The organism is Streptomyces sp. NPDC056479, assembly GCF_042795335.1.
Lineage (GTDB): Bacteria > Actinomycetota > Actinomycetes > Streptomycetales > Streptomycetaceae > Streptomyces.
In genome coordinates, this window is sequence record NZ_JBHTRZ010000012.1 from 233,547 (window position 1) to 249,094 (window position 15,548).

General features: G+C 70.9%; 12 protein-coding genes. 2 read left to right on the forward strand and 10 right to left on the reverse strand.

Going from position 1 to position 15,548, the window contains the following annotated elements:
• Window positions 1-29 precede the first annotated feature (29 nt).
• Window positions 30-1,271 (forward strand): LPXTG cell wall anchor domain-containing protein, encoded by a 1,242-nt coding sequence (locus ACFQ6S_RS38845; protein WP_383420126.1) that lies wholly within the window; start codon window positions 30-32, stop codon window positions 1,269-1,271.
• Window positions 1,272-1,524: 253 nt separating this feature from the next.
• Here ACFQ6S_RS38845 and ACFQ6S_RS38850 read toward each other — a convergent pair whose 3' ends face one another.
• From ACFQ6S_RS38850 to ACFQ6S_RS38895, 10 genes are all read right to left on the reverse strand, one after another.
• Window positions 1,525-2,721: an SUKH-4 family immunity protein gene (locus tag ACFQ6S_RS38850; protein ID WP_383420128.1), complete on the reverse strand. Its 1,197-nt coding sequence runs from the start codon at window positions 2,719-2,721 to the stop codon at window positions 1,525-1,527.
• A gap of 271 nt (window positions 2,722-2,992) precedes the next feature.
• Window positions 2,993-5,302 (reverse strand): xanthine dehydrogenase family protein molybdopterin-binding subunit, encoded by a 2,310-nt coding sequence (locus ACFQ6S_RS38855; protein ID WP_383420129.1) that lies wholly within the window; start codon window positions 5,300-5,302, stop codon window positions 2,993-2,995.
• The gene (locus tag ACFQ6S_RS38860) at window positions 5,299-6,870 is read right to left on the reverse strand and encodes a 2Fe-2S iron-sulfur cluster-binding protein (RefSeq protein ID WP_383420131.1); all 1,572 of its coding nucleotides are present in this window, start codon (window positions 6,868-6,870) and stop codon (window positions 5,299-5,301) included. Before ACFQ6S_RS38860 ends, ACFQ6S_RS38855 begins: the two co-directional genes overlap by 4 nt.
• Window positions 6,867-7,760 (reverse strand): FAD binding domain-containing protein, encoded by an 894-nt coding sequence (locus ACFQ6S_RS38865; RefSeq protein WP_383420133.1) that lies wholly within the window; start codon window positions 7,758-7,760, stop codon window positions 6,867-6,869. Before ACFQ6S_RS38865 ends, ACFQ6S_RS38860 begins: the two co-directional genes overlap by 4 nt.
• 226 nt (window positions 7,761-7,986) lie before the next feature.
• Window positions 7,987-9,594: a beta-N-acetylhexosaminidase gene (locus tag ACFQ6S_RS38870; protein WP_383420274.1), complete on the reverse strand. Its 1,608-nt coding sequence runs from the start codon at window positions 9,592-9,594 to the stop codon at window positions 7,987-7,989.
• Window positions 9,595-9,613: 19 nt separating this feature from the next.
• On the reverse strand, window positions 9,614-10,474 hold the full coding sequence (locus ACFQ6S_RS38875) for a carbohydrate ABC transporter permease (RefSeq protein ID WP_383420135.1): 861 nt from the start codon (window positions 10,472-10,474) through the stop codon (window positions 9,614-9,616).
• On the reverse strand, window positions 10,471-11,445 hold the full coding sequence (locus ACFQ6S_RS38880) for a carbohydrate ABC transporter permease (RefSeq protein WP_383420137.1): 975 nt from the start codon (window positions 11,443-11,445) through the stop codon (window positions 10,471-10,473). The genes ACFQ6S_RS38875 and ACFQ6S_RS38880 overlap by 4 nt, the downstream gene beginning before the upstream one ends.
• Window positions 11,442-12,746, reverse strand: coding sequence for an extracellular solute-binding protein (locus ACFQ6S_RS38885; RefSeq protein WP_383420139.1), 1,305 nt, complete (start codon window positions 12,744-12,746; stop codon window positions 11,442-11,444). The genes ACFQ6S_RS38880 and ACFQ6S_RS38885 overlap by 4 nt, the downstream gene beginning before the upstream one ends.
• Window positions 12,747-12,974: 228 nt before the next feature.
• Window positions 12,975-13,265 (reverse strand): DUF3039 domain-containing protein, encoded by a 291-nt coding sequence (locus ACFQ6S_RS38890; RefSeq protein WP_383420141.1) that lies wholly within the window; start codon window positions 13,263-13,265, stop codon window positions 12,975-12,977.
• A 30-nt stretch (window positions 13,266-13,295) separates the two neighbouring features.
• Entirely contained in the window at window positions 13,296-13,868 is a 573-nt protein-coding gene (locus ACFQ6S_RS38895; RefSeq protein ID WP_383420143.1) for a YqgE/AlgH family protein, read from the reverse strand.
• A 253-nt stretch (window positions 13,869-14,121) separates the two neighbouring features.
• Between ACFQ6S_RS38895 and murA the strand changes: the two genes are divergently transcribed.
• Window positions 14,122-15,462, forward strand: a complete 1,341-nt coding sequence (gene murA, locus ACFQ6S_RS38900) for a UDP-N-acetylglucosamine 1-carboxyvinyltransferase (protein WP_383420144.1) — start codon at window positions 14,122-14,124, stop codon at window positions 15,460-15,462.
• Window positions 15,463-15,548 lie beyond the last annotated feature (86 nt).

Here is a 15,548-nt window from a genome sequence, read left to right on the forward strand (position 1 = left end):
GCTTCCTGTTTCGACGAGGAGACCCATCCGTGCGCCAGCGCATCCGCCCTTCGCACCTCCGCACGTCCGCCGCCTTCGTGGCGGCCGCCGCGATCGCCGCCGCCGTTCCCGCGGTCACCGCCTCCTCGGCGTATGCCGACGAGGCAGGGCCCTCCCTGGTGATCTCGAATCTGCCGAGTGCGTCTCCCAAGCCCGGCGAGGTGTACGACGAGAACGTCGTCATCACCAACAACGGCACCGCGGCCGCGGACGGCGTCACCTTCCGCATCCGGCTGACCCGGGGACTCGACTTCCCCGAGGCGGTGCAGGGCTGCACCTACTCGACGGTCGCGGACCAGGTCAGGCAGGCCGTGTGCGAGCTGGACACCGTCGTGGAACCCGGCGCCTCCGTCGAGACGCCCGTGCGGTTCAAGGCGCAGCCCGACGCGCTGATGGAGGCCGTCGAGTACGGCACCTCGGCCACCGGCGAGGCCCCGGGCGAGGGATTCGACGACAGCTACCGTCGGCTCACCCTGACCGCGGACAGCTCGGCCGACCTCGTCGCCGTCGGTGAGGACACAGAGGCACTCGCGGGCGGCGAGCAGTCGATCACGGTGAAGCTCCGCAACGACGGCCCCGGCTGGATCCAGAACCAGGAGAGCGACGACCAGACGGCTCTCATGGTGCAGATCCCGAAGGACACGGTGGCCACCGAAGTGCCCAAGGAGTGCGCGCCGTTCGGCATCGACGGTCCGTCCGGGCCGGGCGGTACGCCGGGCAAGTCCAAGTACGTCTGCTGGCCCGCCGACCACACCATCGACGTCGGCGAGTCCCTCTCCTACACCTTCATGCTGAAGATCGACGCCGACGCGAAGACCACCACCGGTGAGGTGAAGGCGACCTCCGTCTACGACATCCACCCGGCCTTCGACAAGAACCCCGCCAACGACAAGGCCCAGATCCGCGTCGCCATCCCCACCGACAACGAACCCGAGCCGACTCCCTCCGGCGGCTCGACGGACGGCGGCTCCACCGCGGGCGGCGACGGCAACGACCCCGAGGGCCAGTCCACCGGCGGCACGGGCAGCACGGGCAGCACGGGCGGCACCGGCTCCACCTCGTCCGGCACCACCACGGGCGGCTCCACCACCGGCTCCGTCGACGGCAATCTCGCGAGCACCGGCTCCGACGGCACCCCGCTCATCGCCGGCGCAGCGGCCGCCACGGCGGCCCTCGGCGCCGGCCTGCTGCTGGCCGTTCGGCGCCGCCGCGCGGCCGCCAAGTCCTCCTGAGGACACCGACCAGCCCCTGACGACACCCGTCCCTGAGTCCGGCCACCGAAGGTGCCCGGCCGGTCTCAGGGGTACGGCGTCGTCCGCGCGACCTGCGCCTGGAGAAGGCGGGGCGAGTTCTCGAACGAGGTCTCTCGCTCTGGCCAGGGTCTCGGTCGCGAGCCACCTTCGTACGCCACTTCGTCACCTGGGCCGAGCAGAAGGCCTCCTCGCGCCGCTGCATGGTGGTCCGTACGGGCACCGCCGACCGGGCTCAGCGCACTCCGACCACCGACTCCAGCAACCCGCTCGCCTCGTCCTGGAACGCCTCTGTCCAGTAGTGCCGGCCCTCGCTGCCCGCCCTGGTGCCCGTCGGGTCGACCGTCGAGAGGACCTGGAGCATCGTCATGGCCAGTTGGTCATAGGTGTCGCTGGTCAGCGCGTGGCCCGACTCCTCGTCCATCACCTGCTCGCGGTGCAGCAGCCAGAGGGTGAAGGCGAGGGTCGAGACGTCCGTGTTCAGCGGGAACAGCCTCGCCTCGGGCTCGCTCCAGTTCAGGACCGCGCCCGACTCGCCGTCGATGACCAGGCTGTTGTCCTCGACGAGGTGGCCGAGGCGTATCAAGTGGTCGGCGCGGGCCGGGAGTTCGGCTGCGGGGTCGATGTCGGCGTAGTACTCGGCCAGCGTCGGCAGCGACCCGTCCGGGTCGAGGGAGAACAGGAACCCGTCCTCCGGCAGGCCCACCTCGCGCAGGAAGCGGCGGGTCGGCTCGTGCGTGAGCGTGGCCGGGAAGTCGACCTCCTCGAAGCGCACCACCTTGCGCCGGCCGAACTCCTCGTCCAGCAGGCGCGGCGGCAGGTCCAGCGCCAGCCCCGACTGCCCGGCCCGGCCCGCGACGAGTGCCAGCGGCCGGATCAGGGCCGCCATCCGCCAGAACGGTGCCGGCTCGCCGTCCGTGTCCTCCTCGAACACGGCCAGCAGATGGCGCGACGCCTCCGCAACCGCCTTCGGGCCGTACCGGCCGACGTACGAGGCGAACTGGCCGCGCAGGCCCGCCAGTTCGTCCGTCGCCTCCGCGAAGCGCACCAGCGTCCGCAGGGACGGGGCCAGCGGGCGGCGGTCCATCAGGTCGGGGCGGTCGTGCAGAAAGTGCGTCGTGGAGATCTCGCCGGTCGCGCCGTCCAGCAGGACCGACTCCGTCTCCAGGCCGCCGGGGCCCAGCAGTCCGCCTATCACCAACTGGTCCCTGAGCTCCGCCGCCAGCCGGTCCTGCGGATCACCCGTCGAGTCCGCCACCGTGCGCAGCCCCGCCCGGTCCAGCTCGGCGAAGCTCAACACGCCGCTGTCGCCGGGCAGTCCGGGTCCGGTCAGCCAGCGTCGCGTCGACGTGTGCGTGATGTACGGACCCAGCTCGGCCTCGGTCAGGACGATCGCCGTATCACCGACGCGAGTCGTGGTCGTCGTGCTCATGGCTCCCCCGCATGCGCTTTCTCCCCGCCCGGACGCGGCACGGCCTACCGGCCGGCCCGCCGGATCCGGCTGCCGTCCCCACTGCCCAGAACATTACGCGCCACCACTGACAACGACCCGGACCAGCACGCCCACTGACAGCGCTTCACATCAGTAGACGCACAGCCCACCCGGGAACGTTCCCTCCTGGCTGGAATCGCTCCCATGACCGCCGTCGCGACCGGGACAATCTTGACTCATCCGGACAATCCGGCACGCGGCCGGAGCCCGCTCACTGGGCGTTGACCACCGCGGCCTGCGGCCGGATCGGCAACCGGTTCACCGGTCGGCCCGTCGCGGCGCGCACGGCCGAGGCGATGGCCGCCGGTGATGTCACCACCGGCACCGCGCTCACCGCCTTCGCGCCGAAGGGCGCGACCACGTCCCGCTCCTCGACCAGCTTCACGATCCGGATGTCGGGGGCGTCCAGGGCGGTCGGCAGGGAGTAGCCGGTCAGGTCCGGGTGGCGGATCAGGCCGCGTGCCGAGCGCAGGTTCTCCGTGAGCGCTATGCCCACGCCCTGCGTCACGCCCGCCTCGATGCGCGCCTCCAGCTGAGCCGGGTTCAGGACCCGGCCGACGTCCTGGGCGAGCGCCAGCTCGACCACGCGGACCGAGCCCAGCTCGATGTCGACGTCGACGACCGCGCGGATCGCGCAGAAGGCCATCCCCACGAAGGCGTCGCCCTGGCCGACGTCGTTCAGCGGCTCGGTCGGATGCGGGCGGCACTGGGCCGTCGCCCACAGCTCCTTGCCGTCCATCGCCTCGGTGACGGTGGTCGACAGGACGCCGTCGTACGACGTGATCTTCCCGTCGGTGATCTGGAGCAGCTCCGTGGACATGCCGAACTTGTGCGCCAGGGGCTGCAGCAGCTGAGTACGGACCATCTTGGCCGCCCGCTCCACCGCGCCGCCCGACACCCAGGTGTGGCGGCCGCGGCAGCCCGGGCCCGCCGGGGGCTGGTCGGTGTCCACGGGCGCCACGTGCACCTCGTCGATGCCCAGCGTGTCCTGGACGATCTGCCGGGCCAGCGTGGTGAAGCCCTGGCCGGTCTCCACCGCGGCGCACAGCACCGTCGCGACACCGTCGTGGACCTTCACGGTCGCCGTGGAGACCTCGTCCGCGCCCTCGGCGCCGAGCATGTGCACCATGCCCAGGCCGTAGCCCACGCCCCGCCGCACGGCGCCCGGTTCACCCGCGCCCTCGGGGCCGCCGGGCAGCAGCCACTCGTCCTCCGGCGTGTCCTTCGGAAGGGCCGGCAGCGGATGGTCCCGTACGGCCTGCAGGAGCTCCGCCACGGGAGCCGGGCACGTCACCGTCTGGCCCGTCGGGAGCACGTCACCGGTCGCCATGGCGTTGCGCAGGCGCAGTTCCGCCGGATCCATGCCGAGCTTCTTGGCCAGCTTGTCCATCTGCGCCTCGTACGCGGCGCACACCTGCATGGCGCCCTCGCCGCGCACATGGCCCGACGGCGGGTTGTTGGTGCGTACGGCCCAGCCTTCGATGAAGGCGTTCGGGACGACGTAGGGGCCGCAGGCGAAGCCGACCGCGGCGGCCAGCGCTTCGGCGGAGGTGTCGGCGTAGGCGCCCGCGTCCAGCAGGATCTGCGCCTCGACCTTGACCAGCCTGCCCTCGGCGTCGGCGTGATGGCGGTACCGGAGCAGGGTCGGATGGCGGTGCGTGTGGCCCAGGAAGGACTCCTCGCGCGTGGCCGTCAGCTTCACCGGGCAGCCGGTCTTCAGCGCCAGCAGGCCGAGCGGGAGTTGGAAGCCCTGGTCCTCGCGGTCGGCGGTGGCGCCCGGGACGCCGGTGACGACGACCTTGACGCGCTCGGGTTCCAGTCCGTAGCAGGCGGCGGCCCGGTCACGGTCGGTGTGCGGGTCGGTCGAGGCCAGGTAGAGCTCCACGCCGCCGTCGGGGCGCGGGACCGCGAGGCCCGCCTCGGCACCGATGGGGGCCGGGTCCTGGCGGCCGATGCGGTACAGGCCCTCGACGACGATGTCGCCGGCCGCGTCGGGGTCGCCGTGGCGCAGCGGGATGTGACGGATCAGGTTGCCGTCGGGGTGCAGCGGCTCGGCCTCGAAGGCCTGCTCCGGGTCGGTCACCGGGTCGAGCGTCTCGTACTCGACGATGACGGCCGCGGCGGCCAGACGCGCGGTGTCGGGGTGGTCGGCGGCGACGGCGGCGATGGGCTCGCCGTGGTGGCGTACGACCTCGGACGCGAAGACCGGGCGGTCCGCCTTGCCGCGGCCGAGCAGCGGGGTGCCCGGCACGTCCTCGTGCGTGACGACGGCCCGGACTCCGGGCATCTCGCGAGCGTGGGTGGTGTCGATGGACTTGATGCGCGCGTGCGGGTGCGGCGAGCGCAGCACGGCCGCCCACAGCAGGCCCTCGGCCCACAGATCGGCCGCGTACGGGAAGGTGCCCTCGGTCTTGGCGCGGGCGTCGGCGGCCGGCAGGGAGGCGCCGAGGCCGTGCGGGATCGGCTCGGGGGCGGGTGCTGCCTCCGCTGCTGTGGTCGCGGTGGCGGCTTCGTTGCTCACGCCTGGCCTCCGTCCTGGCCGTACGCCTGGTCATGCGGTCCCCTGACGCCCCGTGCCTCGAACGCCGACGGGTTGACCCCGCCGGCCCCCGGGCCCGCCTGGTGAGGGATACGCGGCTCGTCGCCGTCGTGTTCGGGCCCGTCGGCCGCCGCGTGGGCCTCGCGCTCGGCGACGACCTCCTGTACGGCCTCCACGACGCCCCGGTAGCCCGAGCAGCGGCACAGGTTGCCGCACAGGGCCTGGCGGGTCTCCAGCTCGGTGGGTGCCGGGTTGCCCTCCAGCAGGTCGTGCACGGTCATCGCCATGCCCGGCACGCAGAAGCCGCACTGCACGGCACCGCACCGCGCGAGCGCGCGCTGCACGTCCGAGGACTGCCCGTCCTGGGCGAGTCCCTCGACCGTGCGCACCTCGGCGCCGGCGGCGGTCACGGCCGGCACCAGGCAGGACGCCACGAGCCGTCCGTCGACCTGCACGTTGCAGGCCCCGCACTCGCCCTGCGAGCAGCCGTCCTTGGCGCCCGCGAGGCCGAGCCGCTCGCGCAGCACGTAGAGCAGCGACTCGCCGATCCAGGCGTCCGAGACGGGCCGGTCGGCGCCGTTGACGCGCAGGACGTAGGAGGCGAGGGGGTGTTCCTCGCCGGAGGGCGGCGGTGCGTCGTCCGCGGCGTCCTCGTGGGCGGAGTCACCGTCGACGGCAGGGGCGTTCGCGTCGGAAGCCGCTGCCGGGCCGTGTGCGGCCTCTGGGGCGCCCTGGGCGTCCGCGACGTGCGTGGCGGGCTCACCGGCCCGCGCGGCGGCCTGTGCGGCCTCTGTGGCGCTTGCCACGGAGTCCTCGGCGGGCTCACCGGGCCGTACGGCGCCGTGGTCGCCGGGGTGTACGCCGTGCCGGTCGCCAGCGTGCGGTCCCGGCCGCCCGGGAACGTGCCCGGCGTCGGCGGGGTGTCCGGGCGCGGTTCCCAACGCCTCGCCGGCCGCCGCCTGCGCCTCCTGCCCCCAGGGCTGTCCGGTCGCCTGGGGCGCCCAAGGCGCGGACGCACCGCCCGGCAGCGTGGCCGGCGGGGTGCCGCCGCCCCACTGCTCGACGAGCGACGACGTGGTGAACTCGCCCGATTCGTCGGGAAGGTCCCCATCGGCGACGGGGATCGACCACTGCCCGGTGACGTCCTGACCGGGCGCGGCACCGGCGCCCTCCCGGCCTGCCGCGGTCTCCGAGAAGTTCCACTGCTGGGTGGCCGCGGGGTTGTACGTGAACTGGCCGCTGCCGGTGTCCTGCGCGGCGTTCGGGTCGGGCCACCCGGCACCCTCGGCGGGCGCTCCCGCGACCGGCCAGCCGCCGGGGGCCGCGGGGTCGGTGCCCGCCGGCGATTCCGGTGCGGCCGTTATCCGCGGCGGGACGTACCCGTGTCCGGGTGCGGCGAGCGGGCTGTCCGAGGACGCCAGGAGGGCGTCGATGCCCCCTTCGGGGAGTTTGACGAAGGCGGTCGCGCCGTCGTCGTACTCGCCCTGGGGCAGCGGGTCCCAGCGGCCCCTGCCCCGGGGCGTGCCCTCTCCGTGCTGGTCGTCGGTCACGACAGTGCCCTCCCCAGTGCTCGTCGGGCCAGCGCGGCGACGGTGCGCCGCAGGTGCAGTACGGCGGGCGGATGCTGGGCCACGGACCCGTCCTCGGCCGGGGCCGGGTCGGGGATGCAGGCCGCGGCGACGTACTCCCCGAAGGCCTGCAGTGCCTCCGGGACGATCGCGCGGTTGTTGTCCCAGTCGATCAGCTGGGCGACCCACTGCTCGGCCTCCAGGGGCCTGAGCGGCATCGGAGCTATGGCGCCGACGGCGCACCTGACTCCGCGCCGGGCGGGGTCGAGCACGACCGCGACGGACCCCGTGGCGCGTCCCGGGCCGGTACGGCCGGTGGCCTTGAGGAAGACCTGTGGGGCGTGCAGCAGCGGCACGCGCACGAAGCCGATGAGTTCGCCGGCGCGCAGCATCTCCATGCCCGCCAGCAGGTGCGACACGGGGATCTCCCTGCGGGCTCCGCCCGGGCCCGCGACGATCAGGGTCGCTTCGAGGGCGGCCAGCACAGGCAGTGCGTCACCGGTCGGGGACGCCGAGGCGATGTTGCCGCCGAGGGTGCCCGCGTTGCGGATCTGCGGCGGGCCCGCGGCGCGCGCCGCGGCGGCGAGCGCCGGGATGAGGGCCGCGAAGTCGGGGCGGCCCATACGCGCGTGCGTCAGGCCCGCGCCGAGCAGCGCGTGGCCGTCCTGGTACTGCCAGCCGCGAATCTCGCTGATCCGGCCGAGGCCGACCAGTGCGGCGGGCCTGAGCTGCCCGGAGTTGACGGCGGCCATGAGGTCGGTGCCGCCCGCGACGGGCACGGCGGCGGGCATGGCGGCGAGTGCCGCCACGGCCTCGTTCAGCGTCGTGGGCAGCGTGACGGCCTGCGCCGCCTGCGGTGCGTGCGTGGTCAAACCGGCTGCCCCTTCCCGCTGCCCCACCTGGTCCCACCTGTGTTGCCGTACGGTACGTGCTGACAGGGCGGACGTGGCAACTCTGGCACATCTTCGCAGGGCACGAAGACAGGGGTCCGCTAGGAGGCATTCGCCCACCTGATCAGGGAGATGGTCCGTTTTCGTACACCATCGCCGGTGAATGCCGATTGACACTCTTCGGTGACCCCTTGCCGGTTTTTTTCCATTATCTGTTCGGGGGCGGCCCGTCGATCGGCCGGCCGAGCACTCCGGGACGCCGCTGCCAGGGCCGTGGCCCCGTCGGTGGCCGGTAGGCGACCCCCAGCGCGTCGAGCCGCCCGTAGTGGGCGGTCATCCGGCGCTCGAAGTCGGCGAAGTCCCGTTCCGCGGGGGCGGACAGGCTGCTCCAGGCCACCTCGGCGAAGGCGGCCAGCCGCGGGAACGTCTGGTAGTCCACGCGCGCGGCATCCTCCATGACCTCGGTCCACACGTTGGCCTGCGTACCGAGCACGTGCCGGGCCTCGTCCGGCGTCAACTCGCCGGGAACGGGCTCGAACCGATAGACGTCCTCCAGGGTGCGGACGTACCCGATCGGCACCGGCTCATCGGCGCCCGGGTCCTGACGGTGGTCCAGGTAGACCTGCTGCTCGGGGCACATGACGACGTCGTGACCGGCGCGGGCCGCCGCGATGCCGCCTGCGTATCCGCGCCAGGACGACACGGCCGCTCCGTCCGCGAGCCCGCCCTCCAGGATCTCGTCCCAGCCGATGAGCCTGCGCCCGCGCGCGGTCAGCCACTTGTCGAAGTGGCCGATGAACCACGCCTGGAGCTCGTCCTCGTCCTTCAACCCGAGTTCCCTGATGCGCTCCTGCGCGGCGGGTGACTGCCGCCACTGGTCCTTGAGGCATTCGTCACCCCCGACATGAACGAACTCCGCGGGGAACAGCTCCAGGACTTCCTCGAAGACCCCCTCGTAGAAGCGCAGGGTGTTGTCAGTGGGGGCGAGTACGTTCGGGTTGATCCCCCAGGTGTCCCAGACGGAGAGGGCGGTGGTGTCGATGACGTCGGTGTTGCCGAGTTCCGGGTACGCGGCGATGGCGGCCTGCGAGTGGCCGGGTACGTCGATTTCGGGGACGACGGTGATATGCCGCTCGGCGGCGTAGGCGACGATCTCCCTGATGTCGTCCTGGGTGTAGTAGCCACCGTGCGGCTTCTCCTCCCAGAGCGCGGAGGCCCGATGGCCGAATTTCGTGCGCGCCCGCCAGGAGCCGGCCTCCGTCAGCCGGGGGTACTTCTTGATCTCGATGCGCCAGCCCTGGTCGTCCGTCAGATGGAAGTGGAAGACGTTGAGTTTGTGGGCGGCCATCAGGTCCAGGTAGCGCAGGACGCCGTCCTTGGGCATGAAGTGCCGGGCGACGTCGAGCATGAGGCCGCGCCAGCGGAATCGGGGGGCGTCCTCGATGGTGAGGTGGGGCACGGCCCAGGTGCGGTCGCGGCCGATCGGGGCCTTGCGGTAGGCGTCGGGGCCGAGGAGCTGACGCAGCGTCTGGGCGCCCCAGAAGACACCGGCCGCGCTGCCGCCCTCGATCAGGACGCCGGTCGGGTCGCTGACGAGGCGATACCCCTCCGGGTGCAGCCCGGGGGCGAGCTCGAGCCCGATGCCGTCGCCGTCGGTGTCGTCGAGTTCCCACCCCTCGCGCAGGGGCAGGCCGGTGGCCTGGCGCAGCACCGTGCTCAGCCAGTGGGCGACGCCCTCCGTCCCCGGGCCGGCGTAGATCTGGGAGTACGCCGTCAGCCCTACCTCGCCGGAACCGGCGACGACATCGCGGGGCATCGGAATCAGTTCAGTCACGTCAGTCCTTTACCGCTCCGCCCAGCCCCGACACCAGCCGTCGCTGCACGAGCACGAAGAAGATCAGCACCGGAATCGTCATCACCGTGGACGCCGCCATCACCCCGCCCCAGTCCGGCTCGTCCGGCTTGTAGAAGACGAGCAGGGCCATGGGCAGGGTGGACTGCGAAGTGTCGCTGATGATGAAGGACTTGGCGAAGAGGAAGTCGTTCCAGGCGGAGATGAAGGAAAACACGCTCGTGGCCACGAGCCCCGGGAAGACCAGCGGGAAAAGGATCTGCCACAGGAATCGCGACCGGCTCGCCCCGTCGATGTACGCGGCCTCCTCCAGGGCCTCCGGAACGGCCTTCACAAACCCCCGCAGCATCCAGATCGCGAACGGCAGCGAGAAGGCGATGTGCGGCAGGATCAACGAGCCGAGCGTGTTCAGTTGGCCGAAGTCCCGCATGAGGAAGAACAGGGGGATGGTGAGGGCCTCCACCGGCACCATCTGGGCCACCAGAAACATGATCAGCAAGGTGGTCCGGAAGCGGAACCGGAATCGGGTCACCGCGGTCGCCGCGAGAAACGCGATCAGCGCGGAGGCGATCACGACGGTGCACGCGACGACGAGACTGTTGACGAAGTAACGGCCGAATTCGTTCTGCTCGAAGACCCTCCGGAAGGAGTCCAGCGAGGGGTCCAGCGTCCATGGCCGTGGCTCGCTCGACTCGATCTCCCCGGCCGGTTTGAAGGCGCTGAGCACCATCCAGTACAGCGGAAACGCCACCACGACGGCGATCAGCAGCGCGGACGCCTCCGCGAGCAGCCGCCAGGGCCGCCGTACGAATCTCGTCGGACTGACGGAACGTATGGAACTCACAGCTCCTCCCCCTGTCTGCGCAGCAGCCGCAGGTACACGAGCGTCACGGCCAGCAGGATCAGCAGCATCACGACGCCGATCGCCGAGCCGAGGCTGTACTGCGAGGACGCGAAGGCCTTCTGGTAGGCGTACACGTTCAGCACGAGGTTCTGACCGGCGATACCGCCGCCGTTGGTCATCACGTAGATCTGTGTGAAGACCTTGAAGTCCCAGATCACCGACTGGATGGTGACGACCACCAGGATGGGCCGCAGCATCGGCGCGAGCACCGACCGCCAGACCCGCCACTGCGAGGCCCCGTCCAGCTCGGCGGCCTCCAGCACCTCGGAGGGCACGGAGCGGATCCCGGCGTACACCGTCACCATGACGAACGGGAAGGAGCACCAGACCACTTCGAGCAGGACGAGGAAGAAGGCGCTGAACCGCCCGTACGTCCAGGAGTGGTCACCGAGCCCGAGCATGCGGTTGACGGGCCCGAAGTCCGCATCGAACAGGAACAGCCACACCGTCGACCCGGTGATGGCGGGGGTCGCCCAGGCTCCCAGCGCGGCCAGCATCAGCGCCAGCCGCGGCACGGCCCGCACGCGCGTGAGCAGCACGGCGAGGGCACACCCGACGGCGAGCGTCGACACGACACAGGCTGCCGCGAAGACGACGGTGGCGAGCAGCACCTGCCAGAACTGCGCGTCCGAGAACAGCTCGGAGTAGTTCCCGAACCCCCGGAAGGTAGTCGGCTCACCACCACTGACCTGCGCCTGCGTGTACTCGAGGAACGAGATCAGCCCAAGCTGATAGATGGGATAGACGAGCAGTCCACCGAGGACGACGAGGGCGGGCGCGAGATACAGCCAGGGGGTCTTCTGACTCCGGCCACGCGGACGCCGATAGGGGCGCGGGGAACTGCGCGACAAGCCACCGACAACCCGCACCCGCGACCGATCCGGAGCCCCCACCCCGGTAGGCGCCGTCATCCGACGGAACCGAACGCCTCGTCCATCTTCCTCGCCGCATCCCCCGAAGCCCCGGCGACATCCTTCTTACCGCTGATGACCTCCTGGAACATCGTCGGCAGGACGAGCGACGAGTCGATCTCCGACCACGCCGGCGACGCGGGTACGAACTTCGTCCCCGACCCCAGCGTCTCGACGAAGGGCTTCACAAAGGGCTCCTCCTTCGCGGCAGCGTCCCGCACGTCCCCGAACGTCGGCAGGAATCCCATCGCCTCGAACATCGACGCCTGGGTCTTCTTCGAGGTGAGCTGCTCCATCAGACCGACGGCCAGCGTCCGGTGCGACGTGCTCTTCAGGACGCCGATGTTGTTGCCGCCCGCGAACGCCGGCGCGACCGACCCCGCCTTGACCCCCGGCAGCGGGACGACCGCGTACTTGCCCTTCACCTTCCCGGCCTCCACCGCGGTGTGGCTGAAGTCGCCGCCGATCGCCATGCCCGCCTTGCCGGCCGCGAACGCGGTGACGGTGTCGTTGCCGCCCATGCCCGCGCACTTGGCGGCGGGACAGTTGTCGTCGGTGAAGAGGGAGGTGTACTCCTTGATGCCCTTCTGGGCGGCCGCGCTGTCGATCGCGGAGGCGTACGAGCCGCCCTTGCCGGTGGCTATCTCACCGCCGTTGGCCCATACGAACGGCATCGCGCCGTAGGTGTACGCCCCGCCCACCACCAGCCCGTACAGCTCGGGCTTCGCGGCGCGGATCTGGCGGGCGGCCGTCGCCAACTCGGCCATGGTCTTCGGGACTTCGAGGCCGAGTTCCTCGAAGACGTCCGTGCGGTAGTACAGGGCGCGGACCCCGACGTAGAAAGGCGCACCGTAGAGCTTGCCGTCCACGGTGACGGACTGCTTGGCGGTGGGGTCGGTGTCCTTCGCCTCGCTCCAGTCGCCGAACTCCTCGGTGACGTCGAGGAGTCCGCCGTCCTTCACATAGCCGGCGGTGTCGGTGTTGCCGTACTCCATGACGTCGGGGGCGGACTTCGGGTCGTTGAAGGCGGCCTTGACGCGCTGGGCGCGGGTCTCGACCGGGATGTACTCGACCTCGATCTTCGTGCCCTCGTGCTCCTTCTCGAAGGCGGTGACGACGGAGTCGACGACCTTCTCCTTCGGCTTGTTGCCGACTTCCTGGAACAGCCAGACCCGCAGGGTCCCGGACTTCTCGTCCTTGTCGGAGGAGGAGTTGTCGGAGGTCTGCGGGGCGCAGGCGGAGACGAAGAGGGCGGCGGCCGCGAGCGCGGGGATCCCGAGAGAACGGACGGACAGGTTCATGGAGTGCTCCTCCGATGAGGTGTTGCAACATGCGCAATGACGGTTTCGCTGTGCACAACACTCGGAGGCTAGGGAGTTCATGAACACGACCACAAGAGGTCTCAACCACTCTGTGACCGGTGAACGCACTCCATGCAACGCGCGGGCAGCACAAAGGCCCCCAGGGCGCGCAAAACGCACCCTGGGGGCCTCACGGCTACCGGGCCTTACGGCCGGGCCGGGACCGGGCTACTTGTCGCCCTTGCCCTTGCCCTTGTCGTCGCCACCGCCGGCGCTCATGGACTCGTAGATCTCCTTGCACATGGGGCACACGGGGTACTTCTTCGGGTCGCGGCCCGGCACCCAGACCTTGCCGCAGAGCGCCACGACGGGGGTGCCGTCGAGGGCGCTCGCCATGATCTTGTCCTTCTGGACGTAGTGGGCGAAGCGCTCGTGGTCGCCGTCGCCGTGGGAAGTCTGCGGCGTGGGCTCGACGAGGGTCCCCGTACCAGTCCCGCGCTCGGGCTCGAGAGTGCTCATACCGCCAAGGGTACTGAAAGCTCACCTGCATCAGTTGAGCGAAGGGTCGTCCGGATACGTGGCCACCATCGCGAGCTCGTTGCGCTGGCGGCGCAGCACCGAACGCCAGAGTCCTTCGGGGGACGGCGAGGACACATCGCCCGGCTCGGACTCCACGACGTACCAGGCGCCCTCCACCAGCTCGTCCTCCAGCTGGCCGGGCCCCCATCCGGCGTACCCGGCGAAGATTCTCAAGGACCCGACGGCCGAGGCGAGCAGCTCCGGCGGCGCCTCGAGGTCCACGAGCCCGATCGCGCCGTGCACCCGGCGCCAGCCCAGCGGGGCGCTCTCGCCGGCCCCGCCGCCGGGGATGACGGCCACGCCGAGCGCCGAGTCCAGGGAGACCGGGCCGCCTTGGAACACGACCCCGGGTTCGCCGGCGAGGTCGGCCCAGCCCTCCAGGATGTCGCCCACGTCCACGGGCGTCGGGCGGTTGAGGACGACACCGAGCGAGCCCTCCTCGTCGTGGTCGAGAAGGAGCACCACAGCGCGGTCGAAGTTCGGGTCCGCCAGGGCGGGCGTTGCCACGAGCAACCGCCCTGTGAGCGAGGACACCTCGGTCATGCCAGACATGATCCCGCATCTTCCCTTCGCGTGGGGAGGCAATGCCGGTTCGGGAGTGAATGCAGCTCAGGGCGGACAGAAGCGCCACCCGGCGCACGGCCGAGACGGTGACCGCTCGTGCCCGACGGGGAACCGTTCGTGTTGTGACAGAGCTATGACGTTCCTGAGCCGCACTTGGGCTTACTGAAGGGGGGGCGACGGCGATTACCCTTTCCCTCCTGGCCCCTGCCCAACTCATCGGAACGCGAGATACATGACCGTCAACGACGATGTCCTGCTTGTCCACGGCGGAACCCCGCTGGAGGGCGAGATCCGTGTCCGCGGTGCGAAGAACCTCGTACCGAAGGCGATGGTGGCCGCTCTGCTGGGCGGCGAGCCAAGTCGACTGCGCAACGTACCGGACATCCGTGACGTACGGGTCGTACGTGGTCTGCTGCAGCTGCACGGGGTCACGGTCCGTCCGGGTGAGGAACCGGGCGAGTTGGTGATGGACCCCTCGCACGTCGAGAGCGCGAACGTCGCTGACATCGATGCCCACGCCGGTTCCAGCCGCATCCCGATCCTGTTCTGCGGCCCGCTGCTGCACCGCCTCGGTCACGCCTTCATCCCCGGCCTCGGCGGCTGCGACATCGGCGGCCGGCCCATCGACTTCCACTTCGAGGTGCTGCGGCAGTTCGGCGCGAAGATCGAGAAGCGGGCGGACGGCCAGTACCTGGAGGCTCCGCAGCGGCTGCGCGGCACCAAGATCAAGCTGCCGTACCCGTCCGTCGGCGCGACCGAGCAGGTGCTGCTGACGGCGGTGCTCGCGGAGGGCGTCACCGAGCTCTCGAACGCGGCCGTGGAGCCCGAGATCGAGGACCTCATCTGCGTCCTGCAGAAGATGGGCGCCATCATCGCGATGGACACCGACCGCACGATCCGCATCACCGGTGTGGACTCGCTCGGCGGCTACAACCACAAGGCGCTCCCCGACCGCCTGGAGGCCGCCTCCTGGGCGTCCGCGGCGCTCGCGACCGAGGGCAACATCTACGTCCGTGGCGCCCAGCAGCGCTCGATGATGACGTTCCTCAACACCTACCGGAAGGTGGGCGGTGCCTTCGAGATCGACGACGAGGGCATCCGTTTCTGGCACCCCGGCGGCCAGTTGAAGTCCATCGCTCTCGAAACGGACGTCCACCCGGGCTTCCAGACCGACTGGCAGCAGCCGCTGGTCGTGGCGCTCACGCAGGCGACGGGGCTGTCCATCATCCACGAGACGGTCTACGAGTCCCGCCTCGGCTTCACCTCCGCGCTGAACCAGATGGGCGCTCACATCCAGCTCTACCGCGAGTGCCTCGGCGGCTCCCACTGCCGCTTCGGCCAGCGCAACTTCCTGCACTCGGCGGTCGTGTCGGGCCCGACGAAGCTGCAGGGGGCCGACCTGGTCATCCCCGACCTCCGCGGCGGCTTCTCGTACCTCATCGCGGCCCTCGCGGCCCAGGGCACGTCCCGGGTCCACGGCATCGACCTCATCAACCGGGGCTACGAGAACTTCATGGAGAAGTTGGTCGAGCTGGGCGCGAAGGTCGAGTTGCCGGGCAAGGCACTCGGCTGACCTTGCCGAAACGCCGCTGGGGGGGGCACCCCCCTTTTGGGGGGCTCCCCCCCCGTTGTCTGGGCTGTTGCCCCAAACGGTACTGG